Genomic DNA, 20,256 nt, shown 5'->3' with positions numbered 1-20,256 from the left:
GCTTTTGTCTCCTTTGAATTGTTAAATTTCTTAATTTTCTGGAATCGTTTCATTGATGCACGCTAATGCGTTCAGTGTTCTTGGAAATCCTATATATGGGAGACAGTGAGTGATGGCGGTAATCAATGTTTCCTTGTCATTACCTACACTTTTGTTACCCTGCACATGTGCCTTTACTTGACCTTCAGTGCCGCCTAAGCTACTTATGATGCAGAGGGTCAGCAGCTCTCGTGTTTTCAGATCAAGTCCCCCGCGAGTATAGAAATCTCCGAAGCAAAAAGCAGAAAGATAATCTTGGATATGCTTTTGATTTGCTGGGGCAGCCTCACGCATTTTTGCGATTATCTCACCAAAAATCTTTACCTGAGCAGCAAGTCCCCTCTCAAAACGATCATCTTCATCTACAGTCTTTTGACTTTCAATTGGTAAAGCAATATTCTTTGCTTTGAAAACCTCATTGACTTCATTGATGGCGTTTAATGTCTTCGGAAATCCAATGTAGGGGGCACACTGATAAACGGCTTCTTTTATTTCCACAGGTGTCAGCTGGGCGTTCAGTGCGGCAATTACATGTGCCTTGAGCTGAGTCATCGTCTGGTTCGTGGTAAGCACTGCCAAAGTAATCAACTCACGTTGCTTGTCACCCAGATTTCCTTGATAGAAAACTTCTCCAAAAATGAAGCGGTTAAGAATGTCCTGAAAATCAGGATCGGTAGCATATGCGGCTGGAACTCCATTTCCAAATAACTGGTTGTATTTTTCCTTGCTCTTTTCAATGCGATCCACAAATAAGCCTCCTGTTTCAAGTTCATTTAGTTTTTTTAATCCAAAAGTTCGCTGCAACATGATGCTTGAAAAATTAATATTGATTGATTAATCAACAACTGTTTATAATTATAAAAAAGCTTTTCATACTTTCAATGGTTAAATGAACGCAATTCGTTGATTACTCAACAAATCCATTAAAATTGTTGATTATCTTTAGAGTGATTGGAGAAATACAATGTCTAAAGTAGATAGAAGAATAGCCAAAAGCCAAATAGCGATCAAAAATGCTGTAACTGAACTGATGTCTGAAAAAAGTTTTGACGACATTACCATTCAGGATATTGCGGACAGAGCAGATGTGAATCGAGGAACCATTTATCTTCATTACACGGATAAATACGACCTCCTGGATAGGATGATAGAAGAACATATGGACAATCTCCGAGAACTATGCAAATCTGCCTCTGAGATGACTTTTCAAGAAGGAAATTATGTCTGGTACGAATACTTTGAGCGTCACTATTTATTTTTTTCAACGATGTTAGCAAGTAAAGGTGCACCCTATTTCCGCAGTCGCTTTCTTGATTTAGTGATTGAAGAGTTTAAAGGTGAGGTCGATACAACTGAAGGAAAAAATCAAGGATTAAGTGATGACGTGGTTCTTCAATTTTTTGGTTCCGCGGTTGTTGGTGCAGTGGAATGGTGGTTCAAGAATGGTATGCCATTGCCAGCTCGTATTATGGCAGAACAAACGGGGGCATTGTTAGATAGAAACCTAGAATAATTAAACTAAATAAACCTGAGTCTCTTTCCTCCGGGACTCAGGTGTTTGGTTTATCAATATCTTGATCATTTACCAGAGTGCAAGTCTTTGCTTTGATTGGGGTTTACTAAAGACGGAGTCAATTTTAGAGAGCTCAAATTCATTTAAAATAATATTGACAGAATCAACATTTTCTTTCATATGCTGTGAATTTCCAGATTTAGGAATCGAAATAGTATTGCCGTCTCGAATCGTCCAAGCCAATAAAATCTGAAAAATACTTGCTTGATGATGAACAGCGATTTCCTCCAAAATTGCTTTTTTCTTATGATCCAAATCAGAAAGATTCCCTTTTAAAATTGGAGAGTATGCTATTAGCGGCATATTATTTTTTTTCATAAACGGAATTAAATCATATTCTATACCACGGTCAGCAACATTATATTTCACTTGATTAGCCGCACAATTCTTTCCAAAAGGCTGTTCAAATAGCTTTTTTAAGTCGTTTGTGTCAAAGTTTGAAACACCCCAAGATTTAATTTTACCGACTTTTTTCATCTCTTCCATTGCCATGACTGTCTCTTCTATAGGAACACTTCCCTGCCAGTGTAATAAATACAAATCGATCTGATCAACTTGAAGTCTCATAAGTGTTTTATCCAAGCTTTTTGGTAATTTATCTCTTGATGCATTCTCTGGAAGTACTTTTGAGATTAAATATAAGTTTTCACGCGGAAAACTTTTAATTGTTTTTCCTACTAGAAGTTCCGATTTTCCATCTCCGTACATTTCCGCTGTGTCAATAACTTGAATCCCTTCATTTAGACCCAAACTTATAGCATCAACTTCCATTTTCTCTTTTTGCGCATCATTACCAATATTCCAAGTCCCTATTCCAAGAGGTGATACTTTTCTTCCAGCGATATCTACTAATTTCAAATCATCAACTCCTATTCTTTCAAAGTATTACACCTGAAAAATCTCCTTTTAATACTTCCTTTTCATTCTGATTCATACATAAAAAGGATGCAATAATAGCGGTTCTATTATTTTCTTGCCTTTCATATTTTTCAATTTTAACTTCACATATGATTGTATCACCTGTAAACACAGGTCGGAAAAACTCAAAATTCATAGTACGTGCCAAAACGTTATGATCTCCACCTACTTTTGTTGGTAGAGTGGCCGTTAATAACCCTTGAACGACAAGTCTACCCTGTTCATCTGGGGTTATATGGTGAATCCCTTCATCACCTGAAATCTCTGAAAATAATTCAACATCCCTTATAGAAAAGATCCGTTCAAACGTAATGATATCTCCAACTTTTAATGGCATATAGCTATCCCCCCTCAAGTTTTTATACAGTACACGAACTAATCTGAATATTACAAAAATATAAAGTGAAAATCAAATATCCCGCTTTATAAGTTCATAAGCTTTTCCTCCTAAAATACAAAACTCCTCCTCAATTTATATGTGACAAATATTCAAATGCTGTTGTTCCATATACACTTTTAAAATGTTTATTTAAATGAGATAAAACTCACTCACTTTTAAATAAGATGTCTTGTCCTTAATCGGGTAACCAGCAAAGGTAAAATAAGCGGAGATTTTTCGGTTAGATGCAGAATGAAGCTCGTTTCGGGGTATATAAGGGGAGGTTTTCCGGTTATGCAAAGGAAAATCTCCCCTTTTAGAATTTTTCGAGTCAATAGGCGGATTCTCTCCGCCTATTGAAGCTATTTTTAATAATAATTACTAAATAAGCGGAATTTTTCCGTCTATTTATCAGATCGGGTGCTTAACCTTTGGATAGGTTTTTTCTTTTGTAAGGTAACGATCACAACACCTATCATAATGATGAAACCACCAATAAAAAAGTTCACGTCTAACTTTTCTTTTAACAAGAGCCATCCTAAAAAAGAACCTACAAGTGGCTGGAAAAAGAAAAACAATGAGCCGATACCAGCATCCATTAAATCCATACCTTTATTCCAAAGAAAAAATGCGCCAGCAGTTGAAACTACTCCAAGATAAATAACTCCTAAAATGATTAAAATGTTTTGATAATATACATCATTCGCTTGAAGTTCCCAAATCATTGCCGGCGTAGTAAAAATAAGTGCAAATAATACTGCATAAGTCGTTATGGTTAAGGATTAAAGACGTTTAGAAGCAACCTTTACATAGACTGATAATAACGCCCAAGTGATTGCAGCTCCCACCAATATGATACTTCCTGTTAAGTAAGTACCAACCTTTGTATCCCAACCAATTACAATAACAACTCCAAATGTAGCTAATAAAACAGAAGTAATTTTTCTAACGGTCAGATTTTCCTTTAATATAAATCGTGCAAAGACCACAATAAAAGCTGGTGTAGCGGATGTAATCAAAGCTCCAGTGTGTGCATCAGATAATTTTGTGCCAATGAATTGGAATGCAATGGATACGAAGTAGCCAATAAAACCAATCCAGGCTAATAGGAACCAATCCCTCTTCATAATAACTGTGCGATGATCATTTTTTTTATCCGTCAATCTCAATACAATAAACAAAAAAACAAACGCTATAACATACCGCACCCATACCAACGTTAACGGTGGTATATAATCTAATACATATTTACTGACTACATACATACCGCCCCACATACTTGCGGCTAAAGATAAACAGATTGCTCCAACCAAATTTTGCTTCATTAATAATACCTCCGTCCTTTTAAAAGGAAATTAAAATGAACTTTCCCTAAGACGAGGCATGACTTTAATGTAACTATTCATCCCTCGACTTAGGAATGAATAGCTGGTTGGTCATTTTCAAAAATATCTAAATATAATCTCATTACTTAATCCCCCTTTTTTATATTTTCTTAATTTTAACACAATAACAGAATGGTTATAAAATTAAAAAAAGAGCTATCTTTAGTAGCTCTTAAAAAGTAATTAAAAATTCGATTAAAGCTTCTCACCAGTTGATGCGCTATATTTTTTCCTTTTATTCTTTGATGAATTCCTTTGTGCTTCTTACTGTATCAATTGGACGAACTAATTTTTCTATTTCTACACGTTTAGGCTCTAAGAATGGTGGTAAAGATAATTTTTCCCCAAGCGTTTCATAAGGTTCGTCACCCATAAAACCAGGACCATCTGTAGCGAACTCAAATAAAATTTGCGGTGCCACTCTTGCGTATAATGACTCAAAAAAGTGACGATTTACATAACCGGATGTATGGAATCCAAAACTATTCATTCGTTCAATCCATTCTTCTAAAACAGAGCGATCTTCTACACGGAATGCCGCATGGTGAACCGTCCCAAAACCTTGCCGGGCTTCAGGAAGAATGGCATTATATTCTACAATTACGGAGGCACCATTCCCGCCTTCTCCCACTTCAAATAAATGGAGTGACCCTTCTTTATCTGTCTCTTTAAATAATAGAACTTTTTCCATCATTTCTTTAAAGTAATCAAATTTCGCAATACGAACAAAAACAGGTCCTAAACCAGTAATTGCATATTCAAGTGGGATTGGACCTTTTTGCCATGGTGTGCCAGATTCTACCCCTTTATTGAATTCGTCTGAAATCAATTGATAGTGTTGATCATCAAAATCAACGAAAGAAAGAGTTTTCTTTCCAAATTGTTCTTTAATTCCAGTATGTTTGACTTCAAGGCGTTCAAAGCGTTTAACCCAATAATCTAACGCAGCATCACTTGGTACACGGAAAGATGTCTTCGAAATTTCGTTTGTACCATGGACACCTTTTGGAATGCCAGGGAAGTCAAAGAAAGTCATGTCTGTTCCTGCGCTGCCTTTATCATCTGCAAAGAATAAATGATAGGTTTGAATATCATCTTGATTGACGGTTTTTTTAACTAAGCGCATCCCTAAAACATAAGTGAAAAATTCATAGTTCTTTTCCGCACTGCTTGTAATCGCTGTTACATGGTGTATTCCTTTTAAATGGTTCATTATATATTCCTCCTAGAAAATCAGATTTAATTTAAAATTAATGGACGTAATTTTTCTTCGATTTCTTTTCGTTTTGGTTCCAAAAATGGTGGAAGTGCCAGTGCTTCTCCCATTGTTTCCATTGGTTCGTCTGTCGCAAATCCCGGTTTATCCGTTGATAATTCAAACAAAATACCGTTTGGTTCCCTGAAATACAAGGCCTTAAAGTAATAACGTTCCACTTTCCCTGAATTCGGTAACCGGTACTCTTTTAAACGCTCTGCCCATTGTTCATATTCTTCCTCATTCGGAACACGAAAGGCAACATGGTGAACACCTCCGCGACCTAAGCGAACTCTTGGCAAATCGGTCCTTGTTTCAATATGAACTTCCGCACCACTGCCGCCTTCGCCCGTTGCATAAATCAAGATATCAGGATAATCCCCCTCAAGTGATGGATAGGAACCGACAAATCGAAAACCCATTACTTCTGTTAAAACACCAATCGTTGGTTCTGCAATGGAGACTGTAAGAGTTACAGGTCCTAAACCAATGATGGCATGTTCCAATGGAATGTCATCCCTTTGCCAAGGAACCCCTGCTCGCACACCTTTTTCATCGTTATCGGCTACAAGGATTAAACGAGTCCCCTCGAAATCTCTGAAAGCCAATGTATCACGATTTGCTCTTTTTTGAATATCATCATGTTCAACCTCGTATTGTTTAAAACGATCTTTCCAAAATAACAATGAATCCGAATTTTTCACCCTTAGTGATACAGTAGAAATATCTGATGTTCCCCTGTATGTTTTTCCAAGATGAGGAATGTCAAAGAACGTCACGTCAGTCCCTGGGGTTCCTTCCGCGTCAGCATAGAAAAGATGATAGGATTCTGTATTATCTTGATTAACGGTTTTCTTTACCAATCTCATTCCTAAAATTTTTGTATAAAATTCATAATTTTTTTCCGCTTTTCCTGTTAATATTGATACATGATGTAGTCCTAAGAGTTCCATCTCCTAATCACTCCTGTCAAAAGATTAATTATGTTCTTTTGTTCGCTTATAATGAGTAAAAGTACTTTAGAATAAAAATGCATCTAAAGCATATTGGCCAGGACCCATTAAAGCTATACCGATTGCCACTGCAAGCAAAGTTAAGTTATACTCATAACCATTTGAGGTTGCCCATATTCCGTTTGCACCATGCACTTTCGCGATCGCCATTACCATTGTTCCCGCAATCATAATTCCTGCAAGTGGTGTTAATAGTCCTAAAGCAAACAATATTCCTCCAACAAGTTCTGCTAATCCTGCAAATAGAGCCATGGTTACCCCCGGCTTCATGCCAATGGATTCAAACCATCCACCGGTTCCTTTCAATCCATAGCCACCGAACCAACCAAACAATTTCTGAGCACCATGTCCAATGAACAATACGCCAATTACCAGACGAATGATTAATAATCCAATATTTATCATCTTTAAATCCTCCTTGTATTTTATCTCGAATTCGAGATATTATTCTAAAAAAAATTGCGTTTATTCAATCATAAATTGGTTTAGATGTTTGCATGAATATCAGCAAGGGCAAATTATTGCATTTCCCCTTCAGTAATTTCATCCCCCCTTAATAAATCTTGAATTTAATTATCTTGAATATGAGATAATAATAATACTTATAAATTTTTTTGTCAATAACTTTATTTTAAGGCTCTAATATTATTCATTGTTGATAAAAAAAACACCATAGGCGGCGGAATCCTCCTATGGTGAGTGAAGTGAATATCTTTTTATCATTAAGCTAATTTTATTAGAATGAACCGGATCACTGTTCTTTCTATTCAATTATGAACAAGTATCCCCTTAAAGAATATTCCTAGCTGCTCGCGCGGGCAATGAAGGAGCTTTCCTTTTCCCTTTTTGATCTAAATCCTGCTCGTGCGGGCAATGCAGGAGCTTTCCTTTTCCCTTTTTGATCTAAATCCTGCTCGCGCGGGCAATGCAGGAGCTTTCCTTTTCCCTTTTTGACCTAAATGCTGCTCGCGCGGGCAATGCAGGAGCTTTCCTTTTCCCTTTTTGATCTAAATCCTGCTCGCGCGGGCAATGAAGGAGCTTTCCTTTTCCCTTTTTGATCTAAATCCTGCTCGCGCGGGCAATGCAGGAGCTTTCCTTTTCCCTTTTTGATCTAAATCCTGCTCGTGCGGGCAATGCAGGAGCTTTCCTTTTCCCTTTTTGATCTAAATCCTGCTCGCGCGGGCAATGCAGGAGCTTTCCTTTTCCCTTTTTGATCTAAATCCTGCTCGTGCGGGCAATGCAGGAGCTTTCCTTTTCCCTTTTTGATCTAAATCCTGCTCGCGCGGGCAATGCAGGAGCTTTCCTTTTCCCTTTTTGATCTAAATCCTGCTCGTGCGGGCAATGCAGGAGCTTTCCTTTTCCCTTTTTGATCTAAATCCTGCTCGCGCGGGCAATGCAGGAGCTTTCCTTTTCCCTTTTTGATCTAAATCCTGCTCGTGCGGGCAATGCAGGAGCTTTCCTTTTCCCTTTTTGATCTAAATCCTGCTCGTGCGGACAATGCAGGAGCTTTCCTTTTCCCTTTTTGACCTAAATGCTGCTCGCGCGGGCAATGCAGGAGCTTTCCTTTTCCCTTTTTGATCTAAATCCTGCTCGTGCGGGCAATGCAGGAGCTTTCCTTTTCCCTTTTTGATCTAAATCCTGCTCGTGCGGACAATGCAGGAGCTTTCCTTTTCCCTTTTTGATCTAAATGCTAGAAAGTTGTTGAGCAGGAGTAAACATGTAGTTTCTAATTAATATAGTTACCAAACTTAGGATCAAGGATAGGATTCCGACCAATACGACGTATTGTGTACCCATTCCTGATATAAATAACCCGCCTACAGCTGCACCCAATGTTGTCCCTACGTTACAAGCTGATATAAATAAGCCATTGGCAAAATCAGGCGCTTCGGGAGCTGAAGACGCAATCAAATACTGATTAATATTTGCCATTATTCCACCAGCCAAGATTCCCCAAATTAAAGTTATCATTGCCATAGGTATCGTGAGCTGTCCTGCGAAGAAAAAAATGATGTAAACAGCCCCCAATAACACAGGAAAAGATAATATAGATTTTGTCGCACTATGCGTAAGCAACTTTCCTGCAACAATGTTTCCAATAATATTGGCTCCACCAAAGATGAATAACGTTAAACTTATGGTATTCGGCGACATATTCGTTACAGTTTTCAGATATTCAGCAAGAAAACTATAAACGCCAAAGATTGCTGAGTTTAACAAAATGACCGTAACAATCGAAAGCCATATAATAGGTTTTTTCAATACGGAAAGTTGTGTACCATAAGAAAGTCTTTCTTTAACAGGCATCGTTGGTACAAAAATCAATGTAGCAATCAATACAACAATATTCACAATAGCAAAGAATGCCATCGCCATTTCATACGAAACAGCACTATCAATAAAACTTGCGATCGGTACGCCGGCTACCATACCAGCAGATACTCCTATAAACACTTTTGAAACAGCTTTTGGAGCCTCTTCTTTACTTACAAAGGAAGCAGCTACTGTAAATGCCAAAGAACAATAAATTGGATGAAAAAAAGCTGGAATGATCCGCGCAATTAGTAGAATCGTAAAGTTAGATGTAAAGGTGGATACAATGTTTCCCAAAACGAAAACACCTAATACAAGTAACATGACCCTCTTCCGATTGATCCCGGAAAACAATAACGGCATCGTTGGTCCAGATACAGCAATAGTAAGTGCAAAAAGACTCACAAGCAATGCTGCTTTTGATATGCTGACATCAAAGTGATCAGCAATGGAGGGCAATAACCCAATAACCCCCATTTCGGTATTTAAGATTCCGAATACGCCTATAGTTAATATGAAAATCAACAAACTATTTCGTTTAGTCAAAAAAACAACTCCTCTAATTATAATAAGCATTCATTACAGGAGTAAGTATAAATGTTAGAGTTAACTCTAAATCAAGGAGAAATTTTATAAAACATTTTTTGACAAACAGAGCCACCAGTACTTCATATAGACATGTATGAAATACTAGTGGCTCTACTCTGTTAATTAGTACTGGAAACCTCTATTTTATCATTTTTATGAATATCTTCCGTTCCGGCATCCAATGCAGTCCTATAGTATAAACATTTATGCTCGATGACTTCCATTGTTTTTTTTAGTTCTTCCATTTGTGCTTCTACATTCGCTTTTCGCTCCAGAAACATTTCATATCTTTGTTGCAAGGTTGAATCCCCCTCAGAACACCAATCAATGAAATTTTTAATTTCCTTAATAGGCATCCCGGTGGACTTCAAACATTCAATTACTTTTAAAGCGCTGATATCGGATTCTTTAAACAATCGTGTTCCACTGGCTGTCCGTTCTACAAAAGGCATAAGTCCCTCCTTGTCGTAGTAACGCAGGGTATATACAGTAAGATTCAATTCTTTTGCAACTTCGCTGATTGAATATGTCTTCATTATCTATCTCCAATTCTTTACGATCTAGATTTCGAGTTAACTCTATGTTTCGTTAGCATGCTATCATGCTGTATGCAAGATGTCAAAGCTTAATTAAATTATTTTGTGTATTTCTGCTTATAATCTTATCACTTGACCTAGAGTTAACTATAGGGATTATTCTAGTTTTTGCAAGAGAAAAAAGAAAGAAATGAATCAAGGGGAAATTATCCAATTATACCCGGAACAAGCGCATTCTCTTGAAAAAAATTATTGGAGGTTTTATTCATGATAACTGCTAAAGCACGAGCTGTCGATGGTCCAGACAAACCGTTTCGAGTGGCTGAAATTAAAAGACGCGATCTTGATTTGCATGATGTTCTAATTGAAATTAAATATGCCGGCATCTGCCATTCTGATATCCATACTGCTCATGGCGAATGGGGTCCCGTGAACTATCCACTCGTCCCTGGACACGAGATTGCGGGAATTGTCACAGATGTAGGAACTGAAGTCTCGAAGTACAAGGTCGGTGACCGGGTTGGGGTCGGATGTATGGTTGACTCCTGTGGCGATTGTGAAAACTGCCGTAAAGGTGAAGAGCAATACTGTCTCAAAGGAAATGTCCCTACCTACGCTGGGGTGGACAAATACGGCGAGCCTACTCAAGGTGGCTATTCTACCCACATAGTCGTAACAGAGGACTTCGTAGTCAGAATTCCTGACAGCATTGGGTTTGACGCTGCAGCACCATTACTTTGTGCCGGTATTACTACATATTCACCTCTAAACCATTGGGGAGCCGGTCCAGGTAAGAAAGTAGCGGTTATAGGTATGGGCGGTCTTGGTCATATGGCTGTCCAAATTGCACATGCCATGGGTGCCGAGGTAACTGTTCTATCTCAAACATTGAAGAAAAAGGACGATGGTCTGGCATTAGGCGCAGACAATTACTATGCAACAAGTGACCCAGAAACATTCGAGAAACTTGCTGGAACCTTTGACTTAATGATTAACACAGTAAGTGCGAAGATTAATTTGGATGCCTATTTAGGTTTGCTCAATCTTGATGGCACTCTGGTAAACGTTGGTGCTCCAGCAGAACCTTTGTCATTAAACGTATTTAATTTAATCGGTCATCGCCGCTCTTTTGCAGGTTCAATGATCGGAGGCATCCGCGAGACTCAGGAGATGTTAGACTTCTGTGCAGAACATAACATTGCTCCTAAAATCGAAGTCATTTCAGCCGACCAAATTGACGAAGCCTACGAACGTGTCTTAGCTTCGGATGTCAAGTATCGATTCGTGATTGACATTAGTACAATGTGAGATGCGAAAATGATAAATTCTAATGGTAAGTCGAGACTTTAAACAAAATGACCAGAGGAACCTTCCCTCTGGTCATTTTAGCTTTAACCCTTGTATATTTTGCCCTTTTTACAACTTACAATTGTATTTTTTCCAATCTTGTTTGAGCTTGAATGGCTTGATAGGGCAATTCCATATTTCCCGCTATACTTGATCGTGTTTGACGATACTGTACTGTGATTAGAATAGAAACTGATGGACACCCCGTTTTCAGATGAACGATAAATGTTATTTTTTGTAATGGATGCAGAAGAATGGGAATACACTTGGATGCCGTGTTTTTTTGACCTATCCAGTTTGTTTCGGTCTACTGTGTTTTTTGTTGAATAATACTTAATTGCAATCCCAGAACTCCCTGATGAGTATATTTTATTTTTTAAAATTTTATTTCCACTTGCGTATGCCAAGTAAATCCCGTTCACTTTGCTAGATTTAATTGTATTGCTAGAGATAGTATTCGCTTTTACTTGTTTTGTCTTCGTTCCCACTAACCCAATACCTTTTAAAGAACTGTTAATTGTATTATTCTTGATAACATTTCTACCGGAACCGCCACTAACAGCAATTCCATATTGGATGCTCCTTAAAATATCATTATCGTCAACCGTATTTAGGATTGAATTTGAACTAATGGATATCCCGGTTTTCCGACTATCTTTAACGTTGTTTTTTATTAACTTGCTGGAATTAGAATACGAGCTGATACTAATCCCATTTTCCTTACTATTACTAATATTATTTTCCTGAATTAAAATTTTCGAGTGGTCATAAATGAAAACTCCATTTTTACTGCTTGCAGAAATCGTATTATCCTTAACCGAATTTCCTGTTGAATATTTACTAATAGCTATACCATTTTGTCCTGAACTATTAATTTTATTTCCTGTCATATCAGCAACTGAATGATTTGCCACTTGAATCCCTTGCAATTTTGGATAGTTCACTTGATTATTGTTCACTTTAACATTTTGTGAATAATTATTGATAGAAATAGCTGATCCACCAGGGGATGTAATGTTATTATCAGTTAATACATCACCATTTGCCCGATCCAAGTATATGCCATCCGCCTTATTGGAATGGGAACGATCTTGTGTAACTGTATTCGAGATCATTTGGTTATTCGCTGTTCCATTTAAAAAGATCGCTTTTTCCTGAGAATTGTTAATTTTGTTATTCTTAATTGTATTATTGTTTGAACTGTCACTAATCCAAACGCCATACCGTCCACTGCTCAGACTTTTAGAGCTGCTTGTAATGGTGTTATTATCTAAAGTGTTCAAAGATGATTTTGATAAAATCGAAATCCCGCTTTGTCCACTATCCTTGATCACATTTCCTTTTACCATGCTTGAACTCGCGTAGGAGCTAAGACTAATTCCGTCTGTTTTGCTTGAATTGATGGTATTATTCAAGACATTAGCGGTGGAGTGATCATTAAGAGTGATCCCATTTTTGCTACTAGAAGCAATCGTATTAAAATCTACCGTATTCCCAGTTGAAGTTTTATTTAGATATAACCCATGTTCACCTGAATTAGCAACGGTATTCTTAGATATTGCGTTATTTTTGGCATGTTCTAGATAGATACCATTCGAGGTACTTTTATTGATCTTATTATTTGCGAGCTGTGTGTTCTGAACGGAGGTTTCTGCTGTTCCATATAATCGAATCCCGTTTTTACCAGAATTAGTGATACTATTATTGGCTAGTATGTTTTGCTCAGAAGCCCTAAATATAGCCATCCCATATTTTTTAGAATTTTTTACTGTGTTGTCTAGGACAGAGGCATTACTTGTAAAATTTAAAAAGATACCATTCTCATCGCAGTCGCTGATCGTATTGTTCTGGACCGTAACATCTTTAATTGGGTAATCAATGGTCCCAGATAATATTATCCCGTTGCCAATTTGGCTTGGGGTTGTTGTATGGGTTTTTGTAATAAGATTTCCTGTAATTTTAATAGAAAATTGATCCTCTATTTTTATGGGAATAGCGGTATCATTAGGTTCATAGGCTCCATTGGCAGTTTGTGTGGTAAATTCCACACCTGAACCGACATCTTCAAATATATTATCTTTGATTGTAAGATCCTTATAGTTGAGTGCATCAATGGCTTCATCTGTTAAATTTTTAAAAGTGTTATTTTGAATCACAATGTTTTGAGGATAGATCCCTTTTACTGTGGTATGACTCCCAACACCCCTTGAATAGTTTTCGATTGTATTTCCTTGCACGGTTATGTTTTGACAAGGTGTGTCATCGTTATAATTCACGGCCCCGAAAAAGGGCGTAACAATATTATCATGTGTAATATCAAGCTGAATGGCTTCCTTCTTTTTGTGGCTACCTGATTCATAGTAGCCCGAGATAGAACTGTTTAGTACCTGCCCATTTTTAACACCTGCAAATTCAATGGCATGCGCTCCAAAATTGTTAATAACATTGGTCTTTTGGATTGTAATGTTATTTGCATGGCCAAATTCAAGGTTATCAAAACCCATATTATCTTTTGCAGGAAATTTTATTGCGTTCCCATCCCAAGTGCCTCCCTCGATTACGATGTTTTCGTTGCCTGTATAACCAGGTGCACGATTTGCATTCCGTAACATCGGACCAAAGGTTTTATTCCTTACGATCACTGCTTTTTCGGATAAAAGTAAATGAGTATTAGAATTGATTTTGAGAGTTTTAGTGATTAAATAGGTACCGTCCGGGACTACAATGGTCGTTTGTGTACCATCATCTTTATTTGCATCAAGCGCTTCCTGAATTAGGTCGGTATCATCTACCTCATCTGATCCATTTGCCCCAAAATCAGCTACATTTAGCGTAACTGTATTTTCTTCCGCAGCAACTTTTCCACCCATGGAAAAAACAATGCCCAAAACCGCCAGGCATGTGAAAATATGAAAAACAAGAGGACGCATTCTGAACTTCCTTTCATAGAAGATATATGTATTCATTTAATAGACTATAAGAATCATATCCTACTTTTTTTCTATTTAAAAGTAAAATACTCCTATACTTCCTTAAATTGGTTTGCTTCAATAAAAATGAAAGAGATTGGAATCCCAATCTCTTTGACTATTTTATACTGTCACCTCTTTAGTTCAAATCAAATTGATCTCCTCCAACCAACCGGCATCGTTAATCGAATAAATAAGTTAAGCTCCTTTTTAAAACAAACTCAAAGATTTATAAATGATTTAAGTGGGTAGTATAATCTCATAACAAATAAATAAAATATGAAATCAAGCTATTTTCTCTCGGAGGTTGCGTTTATGCGTTATTCATTGTTTAAGCGGGCTCTTATTGGAAAACCATTAAAATCCAGTGCTTTAGGTGAACAAAGATTAGGCATATTAAAAGCCCTTGCTATTCTTTCTTCAGATGCCCTCTCTTCAGTTGCCTATGGACCAGAACAAATTTTAATTGTGTTATCAACTCTAGGTCTTATTGCATTCTGGTACTCAGTCCCAATTGGAATCGGCGTATTGATTCTTTTAGCAGCCTTAATTCTTTCATACCGACAAATTATTTATGCTTATCCCCACGGCGGAGGAGCCTATGTTGTATCTAAAAATAATTTAGGCAAAAATGTCGGCCTCATCGCTGGCAGCTCATTATTAGTGGATTATATTTTAACAGTTGCTGTGAGCGTTTCAGCTGGAACCGATGCCATAACATCAGCTTTCCCACAACTGCATCCGATTAATGTTATAATTGCTTCTTTTCTAGTAGTTTTAATTACCATTTTGAATCTAAGGGGTATTACGGAGTCAGCTTCCATACTAGCGTACCCCGTATATTTATTTGTTTTAGCATTAGTGATTCTCATTGGAGTGGGAATTTGGAATATCTCAAGTGGTCAAATCAACACAAATTCACATTCACCCATTGGTACTGCCGTTCCTGGAATTAGCCTCTTTTTTTTATTAAGGGCATTTTCATCAGGATGCTCGGCACTTACTGGTGTTGAAGCTGTTTCTAATGCAGTTCCTAATTTTAAAGAACCAGAAGCAAAAAACGCTGTCCATACCTTGGTTTTGATGGGAATCATTTTAGCCATCCTTTTCTCTGGTATTATGTTTTTAGCCTATTGGCTTGGAATAACTCCCAATAATAAGGAAACCGTTGTATCCCAGATGGCAGCAAAACTTTTCGGGAGAAATTTCTTATATTACTTTGTTCAAGGCACTACCGCCCTCATTTTGGTTCTTGCGGCGAATACTGGATTTTCGGCTTTTCCTATGTTAGCAGTTAACTTTGCAATGGATAAATACATGCCTAGAATGTTTCTAAATCGTGGGGATCGGCTGGGGTATTCGAACGGTATTATTACTCTTGGCGTTGCATCTATATTGTTGATTATCATCTTCAAAGGAGAAACCGAACAATTAATTCCCTTATACGCAGTCGGTGTGTTTATTCCTTTTACGCTTTCACAAACAGGGATGATTGTGAAATGGGTAAGAGAGAAACCTACTGGTTGGTTATTTAAAATGTTTATTAATTTGATTGGTGCGTTAATTACCTTCACTGTCGTGCTCATATTCTTTCTCACAAAGTTTTCTCATGTCTGGTATATCCTAATTTTCTTGCCGATTATTGTATTTTTATGCCATCAAATTAAAAAGCATTATGATGCAGTAGGAGAGCAACTTAGGATTATGTCAGATGAACAGCCTTTGAAGTTAGAAGGCAATGTTGTGATTGTGCCAATTGGAGGGATCACAACAGTAGTTGAAAACTCCTTAAACTATGCCAAACTAATAGGAGACACCGTTATTGCAGTCTACGTAGCTTTTGACCGTGAACGTGAAAAACAAATCGAGGAAAAGTGGAAAGAATGGCAACCTGATATTCGTCTGGTTACCTTATATACTTCATACAGGAGTTTACTTAGACCGTTAGAACGCTTTATCGATTTAGCTAAGGAAAAATCTGAAGAAAAGAATTTCACACTTACCGTTCTGATTCCACAATTTATCACAAAGAGAAGATGGCATGATATATTGCATAATCAATCAAGTTTAATGTTAAGGATTTATCTCATTTACCAAAAAAATGTTATCGTTTCAACAGTACCTTATCGATTAAAGAAATAAAAACGTAAAAATCAAACAGTTTTTTCATCTACCTTGTCTGATCCACTTGGCCCAAAATCAGCTATTTTTGTTATATAAGCTTTAATTAAAATGAAAGAGATTGGAACCCCAATCTCTTTCACTAGTTTAAAACAATGTCAGCACAAGATAAATGGCCGCCCCCCACATAACCAAGGCTGATATTTTATTTAATACCAATATGAAGTTTCCAGATTTATCGAGTTTTCCACTTATTCTCCCAAATAGCGAAAGCCCGAAAAACCAAATCCATGAAACCAAAATACACGCAAATGTAAAGAATACTTTTTCTTCCCCATGGTAGCTTAATGAACTCGTTCCAATCACACCCATCGTGTCCATAATGGCGTGTGGGTTCAGTAAGGAAACAGATGCGGCAAATAAGATTTGTTTTTTCAAAGAAAACTTCTTCTCGATCTCTTCCTTTCGATTACCTGGTTTACTAGTCCAGGTGGTCCATCCCATATAAACTAAAAAAACAAAACCTCCGCCAATTAAAATGGTCTTCATCCATACTGAACCAAAAATAAGTAATGAAACTCCCAAAACAGCCACCAAGATTAAAAAAGTATCACACAAGGAAGCGGTAATGACGGCTGGTAATACTTTCACAAAACGAGGCTGCAAGACTCCTTGATTAAAAATAAAAACGTTTTGGACACCGAGTGGCAGGATCAGTCCTATTGCAAGTATAAATCCATGAATAAATGGTTCAAACATCAAATCTTCTTCCTTTCTTTCTATAACCTAAACCTATTTTAGTTAGAAACGGTGTTCATGTCTCCATCCAATTGGATGGCATCCAACCCAACCAAGTTATATAATCATGTATAGAAAGGAGCGATACCTATGTTTACAATCGACTGGAAACCAAATAAATCATCATCTGTACCATTACATATACAAATAACAGATTTTATAAAAGAAAAAATATCAAATGGCGAGTGGACGATCGGATTTAAGCTTCCTCCCCAACGTACCTTAGCGAAAACTTTGGAAGTAAATCGAAGTACAGTGGTAGCGGCTTATGATGAATTAATCGCAGAGGGACTTATTGAAGGAAAAAGCGGTAGCGGAACGAGAGTAGTCAATAACACTTGGAATCTTTTAGCCACCACTCCTCCCCCAGACTGGAACTCATACGTGAATGTGGGTATTCATCAGCCAAACCTGCCAACGATTAAGGAAATCAATCGAGCTGAATTCTATCCTAATATCATCCGCTTGGGAACCGGGGAATTATCGCCATCCCTAATACCCACCACACTAATGAAAAAAATTTTTAATCAATTGTCTAGAAAAGAAATTTCTTATGGTTATGAAGAACCAAAGGGGTTGCTGCCATTAAGGGAACAATTGGCCAGCTATTTAAAAACAATGGGGATTCCAACTTCTCCTTCTTCTATTTTAATCGTATCAGGTGCTTTGCAGGCCTTACAGCTCATTAGTGTTGGTTTACTGCATAAGGGTTCTACAGTGTTAACCGAAAAGCCTTCCTATCTTCATTCATTAAATGTCTTCCAGTCAGCGGGAATGCAATTAGTTGGAACCCCAATGGATCGGGAAGGTATTAGAACCAAATACATATCTCAATATAAAAAACAACATAAAGCAGCTTTACTTTATACCATTCCTTCTTTTCACAATCCAACCGGGACTTTAATGACAGAGGAAAGACGCCATAAATTGTTAGAGATCTGTCAACAAGAGCGGTTACCATTAATCGAAGATGATGTATATCGGGAATTATGGTTAGATGAAAAACCTCCGATGCCAATCAAGGCGTTGGACAAAAATGGGCTTGTCCTTTATTTGGGAAGTTTATCAAAATCGTTAAGTCCCGGTCTCCGAATTGGTTGGATCGTTGGCCCAGAACCCGTTGTGGACCATTTAGCAGATATTAAAATGCAAACCGATTATGGTTCTAGTTCATTATCTCAGTGGGCTGCCGCGGAGTGGTTTTCTAGCGGACTTTATGTTCAACATCTTAATGATGTAAGAAAAGAATTGAAAATACGAAGAGATTTTACCCTAACTACTTTGAATAAATATTTTTCTGATCTAGCAGTTTGGGAAAAACCAAAAGGAGGATTTTATATATGGGTCCGTTTGATCCCATCGATCTCGATCCGAAAATTATTCGAAATGGCACTTTTAGAAGGCATCTTACTGAATCCAGGGAATGTGTATGATCACCAATCTGAACAATATCTGCGGATTTCTTATTCTTTTGCTTCACTTTTAGATTTAGAAGATGGGCTGCGACGGTTATCCACTATTATAAAAAGATTAATTTCATAAGTTACTGTTATTTGAAAAGAATGGATAATGAAAGGTAAAAAGCCCTATTCTGTTTTTACCAAAATTGGGCTTTATCTTATCATCGAAGCAATTAAGAGGGCGACCGTCCCCTGTTATAAAGGTTTACCATTTAGAAATTGATCGAAGCCTGGAAGTGCAATACTCCATAACAACGCTTCTTTACTGTTCACCAAATTGTTCTATTCCTTTTCTAAAATCTTTTTTTGCCCAGTTTTCAATTAGGACTTGTTCAAGCTATCCCTGTCAAACGCTTTTGGAGGTGATTCCAACCATCCTTTATCAATTAAGATATTCAAGCCGTCGTCCACAAATAAGCCAATGTTTACAAGTGTTCTTATATATAACATATTTATATCTCTTCTTGCAGTTACTGCCAGTGAATTTCCGAACGCCCTTATCTTCATTGCGAACATATCAACTTTATGAAACAGCATTATTTTATCTGAAAAAGGAGGATATGAAGATGTTGTAACCAAATGATCCAAGTACGCAGGTGAATCAATTTGTTCAATATGAAGTTTTTCCTTATACTGCTTTACCGCTTTTTCCGTCATGTTCAAACCTCTTTTAAACAAAGCCTTTATCTTTTCATCCTTCACGATCTGATAGAACCCCAATAATAACGCCTTACTTGTTGTGTTATTCTCAATGTTATCCCAAAGATGAATGATTTCCAATGCCTGTAATGGCCGGACATCTCCCATAAAACCATAACTGTAACTTTGATTATCAATTTTATCAATCCCTTTTGGAATTGGAATGATCGGAGGTTTTGCAATGAGCCTTTTTTTCATTAAAACATTATTAATTTGCCCTAAAAGGACGGTAGCACACTGATTACAATATATAAAGAACTCTCTTATATCCTCCCGCATAATCAATGGAACTGCTACTGCGTAAAGGCTCATACCTGCCTTAGCAGCATATTTTAAATAATGAGCGTAAAATTCATCTTCGTATAAACGAGGGGCACCGAGATTTACATCCTCTTTAGTAAATCCTTTTGGTATAGGGAAATTTTCATTGTTAAAAAATCCTTCTATCCTCTCTATGAAATCTCTTGATAAGGCTAAACCATTTTCCAATAGCAACCGAATATCTTCATCATCGCAATGTTGAAGAAAATAACCTAGGATTTGAATGGACATACTGTTTCCCATATAGGTAGCCCAAAGCTTACCTATTTCAAAAGTCGTTAAAGGTTGGTCTTCACCTATTGTATGTAAACTTAAATCTTGTGGTTTCATCACAGTCATTGGATTTAATTCCTTATCCGTGGCCATAACCAATCTCCCCTCGTCTTTTCGCTTAGGATAACCATTTGAAAATAATTTAATTCCTTCCAAAATTGCTGCATTTTTTTGTTCTACCTATTCATCTGCAACATTGGTCAAGAAAATTACCATTATAAGTTAAAGTTTGAATTTGTTTCATGAAGCAATTTTGAAGAGGCTAGGAT

The 20,256-nt window shown here is 37.2% G+C and carries 15 protein-coding genes and 1 pseudogene; 4 read left to right on the top strand and 12 right to left on the bottom strand.

Annotated features, from left to right (window positions below):
• Positions 1-30: 30 nt before the first annotated feature.
• A complete protein-coding gene (locus tag ACFQZ9_RS10100; RefSeq protein WP_498943662.1) occupies positions 31-786 on the bottom strand; it encodes a carboxymuconolactone decarboxylase family protein in 756 nt (251 codons plus the stop codon).
• Positions 787-1,003: 217 nt separating this feature from the next.
• On the opposite strand from ACFQZ9_RS10100, the gene ACFQZ9_RS10095 reads away from it, so the two are divergent.
• On the top strand, positions 1,004-1,552 hold the full coding sequence (locus ACFQZ9_RS10095) for a TetR/AcrR family transcriptional regulator (protein WP_498943661.1): 549 nt from the start codon (positions 1,004-1,006) through the stop codon (positions 1,550-1,552).
• A 69-nt stretch (positions 1,553-1,621) separates the two neighbouring features.
• On the opposite strand, the gene ACFQZ9_RS10090 is transcribed toward ACFQZ9_RS10095, so the two are convergent.
• The 8 genes and pseudogenes from ACFQZ9_RS10090 to ACFQZ9_RS10055 form a co-directional block, all read right to left on the bottom strand.
• Complete coding sequence (locus ACFQZ9_RS10090) at positions 1,622-2,470, bottom strand: aldo-keto reductase family protein (RefSeq protein ID WP_498943660.1); 849 nt, start codon at positions 2,468-2,470, stop codon at positions 1,622-1,624.
• A 19-nt stretch (positions 2,471-2,489) separates the two neighbouring features.
• Complete coding sequence (locus tag ACFQZ9_RS10085; protein ID WP_498943659.1) at positions 2,490-2,867, bottom strand: hotdog family protein; 378 nt, start codon at positions 2,865-2,867, stop codon at positions 2,490-2,492.
• A 446-nt stretch (positions 2,868-3,313) separates the two neighbouring features.
• A pseudogene (locus tag ACFQZ9_RS10080) lies at positions 3,314-4,234 on the bottom strand (DMT family transporter).
• Positions 4,235-4,529: 295 nt separating this feature from the next.
• Positions 4,530-5,507, bottom strand: a complete 978-nt coding sequence (locus tag ACFQZ9_RS10075) for a ring-cleaving dioxygenase (RefSeq protein WP_198313294.1) — start codon at positions 5,505-5,507, stop codon at positions 4,530-4,532.
• Positions 5,508-5,533: 26 nt separating this feature from the next.
• Positions 5,534-6,502, bottom strand: a complete 969-nt coding sequence (locus tag ACFQZ9_RS10070; RefSeq protein WP_198313295.1) for a ring-cleaving dioxygenase — start codon at positions 6,500-6,502, stop codon at positions 5,534-5,536.
• A gap of 66 nt (positions 6,503-6,568) precedes the next feature.
• Positions 6,569-6,967: a DoxX family protein gene (locus ACFQZ9_RS10065; RefSeq protein ID WP_198313296.1), complete on the bottom strand. Its 399-nt coding sequence runs from the start codon at positions 6,965-6,967 to the stop codon at positions 6,569-6,571.
• Positions 6,968-8,245: 1,278 nt separating this feature from the next.
• Positions 8,246-9,421, bottom strand: coding sequence for an MFS transporter (locus ACFQZ9_RS10060; RefSeq protein ID WP_498943658.1), 1,176 nt, complete (start codon positions 9,419-9,421; stop codon positions 8,246-8,248).
• A gap of 161 nt (positions 9,422-9,582) precedes the next feature.
• Complete coding sequence (locus ACFQZ9_RS10055) at positions 9,583-9,999, bottom strand: MerR family transcriptional regulator (RefSeq protein ID WP_498943657.1); 417 nt, start codon at positions 9,997-9,999, stop codon at positions 9,583-9,585.
• Between the two features lie 267 nt (positions 10,000-10,266).
• Between ACFQZ9_RS10055 and ACFQZ9_RS10050 the strand changes: the two genes are divergently transcribed.
• Positions 10,267-11,307, top strand: coding sequence for an NAD(P)-dependent alcohol dehydrogenase (locus ACFQZ9_RS10050; protein ID WP_498943656.1), 1,041 nt, complete (start codon positions 10,267-10,269; stop codon positions 11,305-11,307).
• A gap of 83 nt (positions 11,308-11,390) precedes the next feature.
• Here ACFQZ9_RS10050 and ACFQZ9_RS10045 read toward each other — a convergent pair whose 3' ends face one another.
• Positions 11,391-14,276, bottom strand: coding sequence for a right-handed parallel beta-helix repeat-containing protein (locus ACFQZ9_RS10045; RefSeq protein WP_498943655.1), 2,886 nt, complete (start codon positions 14,274-14,276; stop codon positions 11,391-11,393).
• Between the two features lie 354 nt (positions 14,277-14,630).
• Between ACFQZ9_RS10045 and kimA the strand changes: the two genes are divergently transcribed.
• A complete protein-coding gene (kimA, locus tag ACFQZ9_RS10040; protein ID WP_498943654.1) occupies positions 14,631-16,457 on the top strand; it encodes an APC family permease in 1,827 nt (608 codons plus the stop codon).
• Positions 16,458-16,583: 126 nt separating this feature from the next.
• On the opposite strand, the gene ACFQZ9_RS10035 is transcribed toward kimA, so the two are convergent.
• On the bottom strand, positions 16,584-17,195 hold the full coding sequence (locus tag ACFQZ9_RS10035; RefSeq protein WP_498943653.1) for a LysE/ArgO family amino acid transporter: 612 nt from the start codon (positions 17,193-17,195) through the stop codon (positions 16,584-16,586).
• Positions 17,196-17,324: 129 nt separating this feature from the next.
• On the opposite strand from ACFQZ9_RS10035, the gene pdxR reads away from it, so the two are divergent.
• Positions 17,325-18,776, top strand: coding sequence for a MocR-like pyridoxine biosynthesis transcription factor PdxR (pdxR, locus tag ACFQZ9_RS10030; RefSeq protein WP_498943652.1), 1,452 nt, complete (start codon positions 17,325-17,327; stop codon positions 18,774-18,776).
• 239 nt (positions 18,777-19,015) lie between these two features.
• On the opposite strand, the gene ACFQZ9_RS10025 is transcribed toward pdxR, so the two are convergent.
• Positions 19,016-20,080, bottom strand: a complete 1,065-nt coding sequence (locus ACFQZ9_RS10025) for a YvdQ family spore coat protein (RefSeq protein ID WP_498943651.1) — start codon at positions 20,078-20,080, stop codon at positions 19,016-19,018.
• Positions 20,081-20,256: the final 176 nt, after the last annotated feature.

The organism is Neobacillus sp. GCM10027624 (assembly GCF_042675345.1).
Lineage (GTDB): Bacteria > Bacillota > Bacilli > Bacillales > Cytobacillaceae > Neobacillus > Neobacillus cucumis_D.
This window is presented reverse-complemented; position numbering and strand designations above follow the sequence as displayed.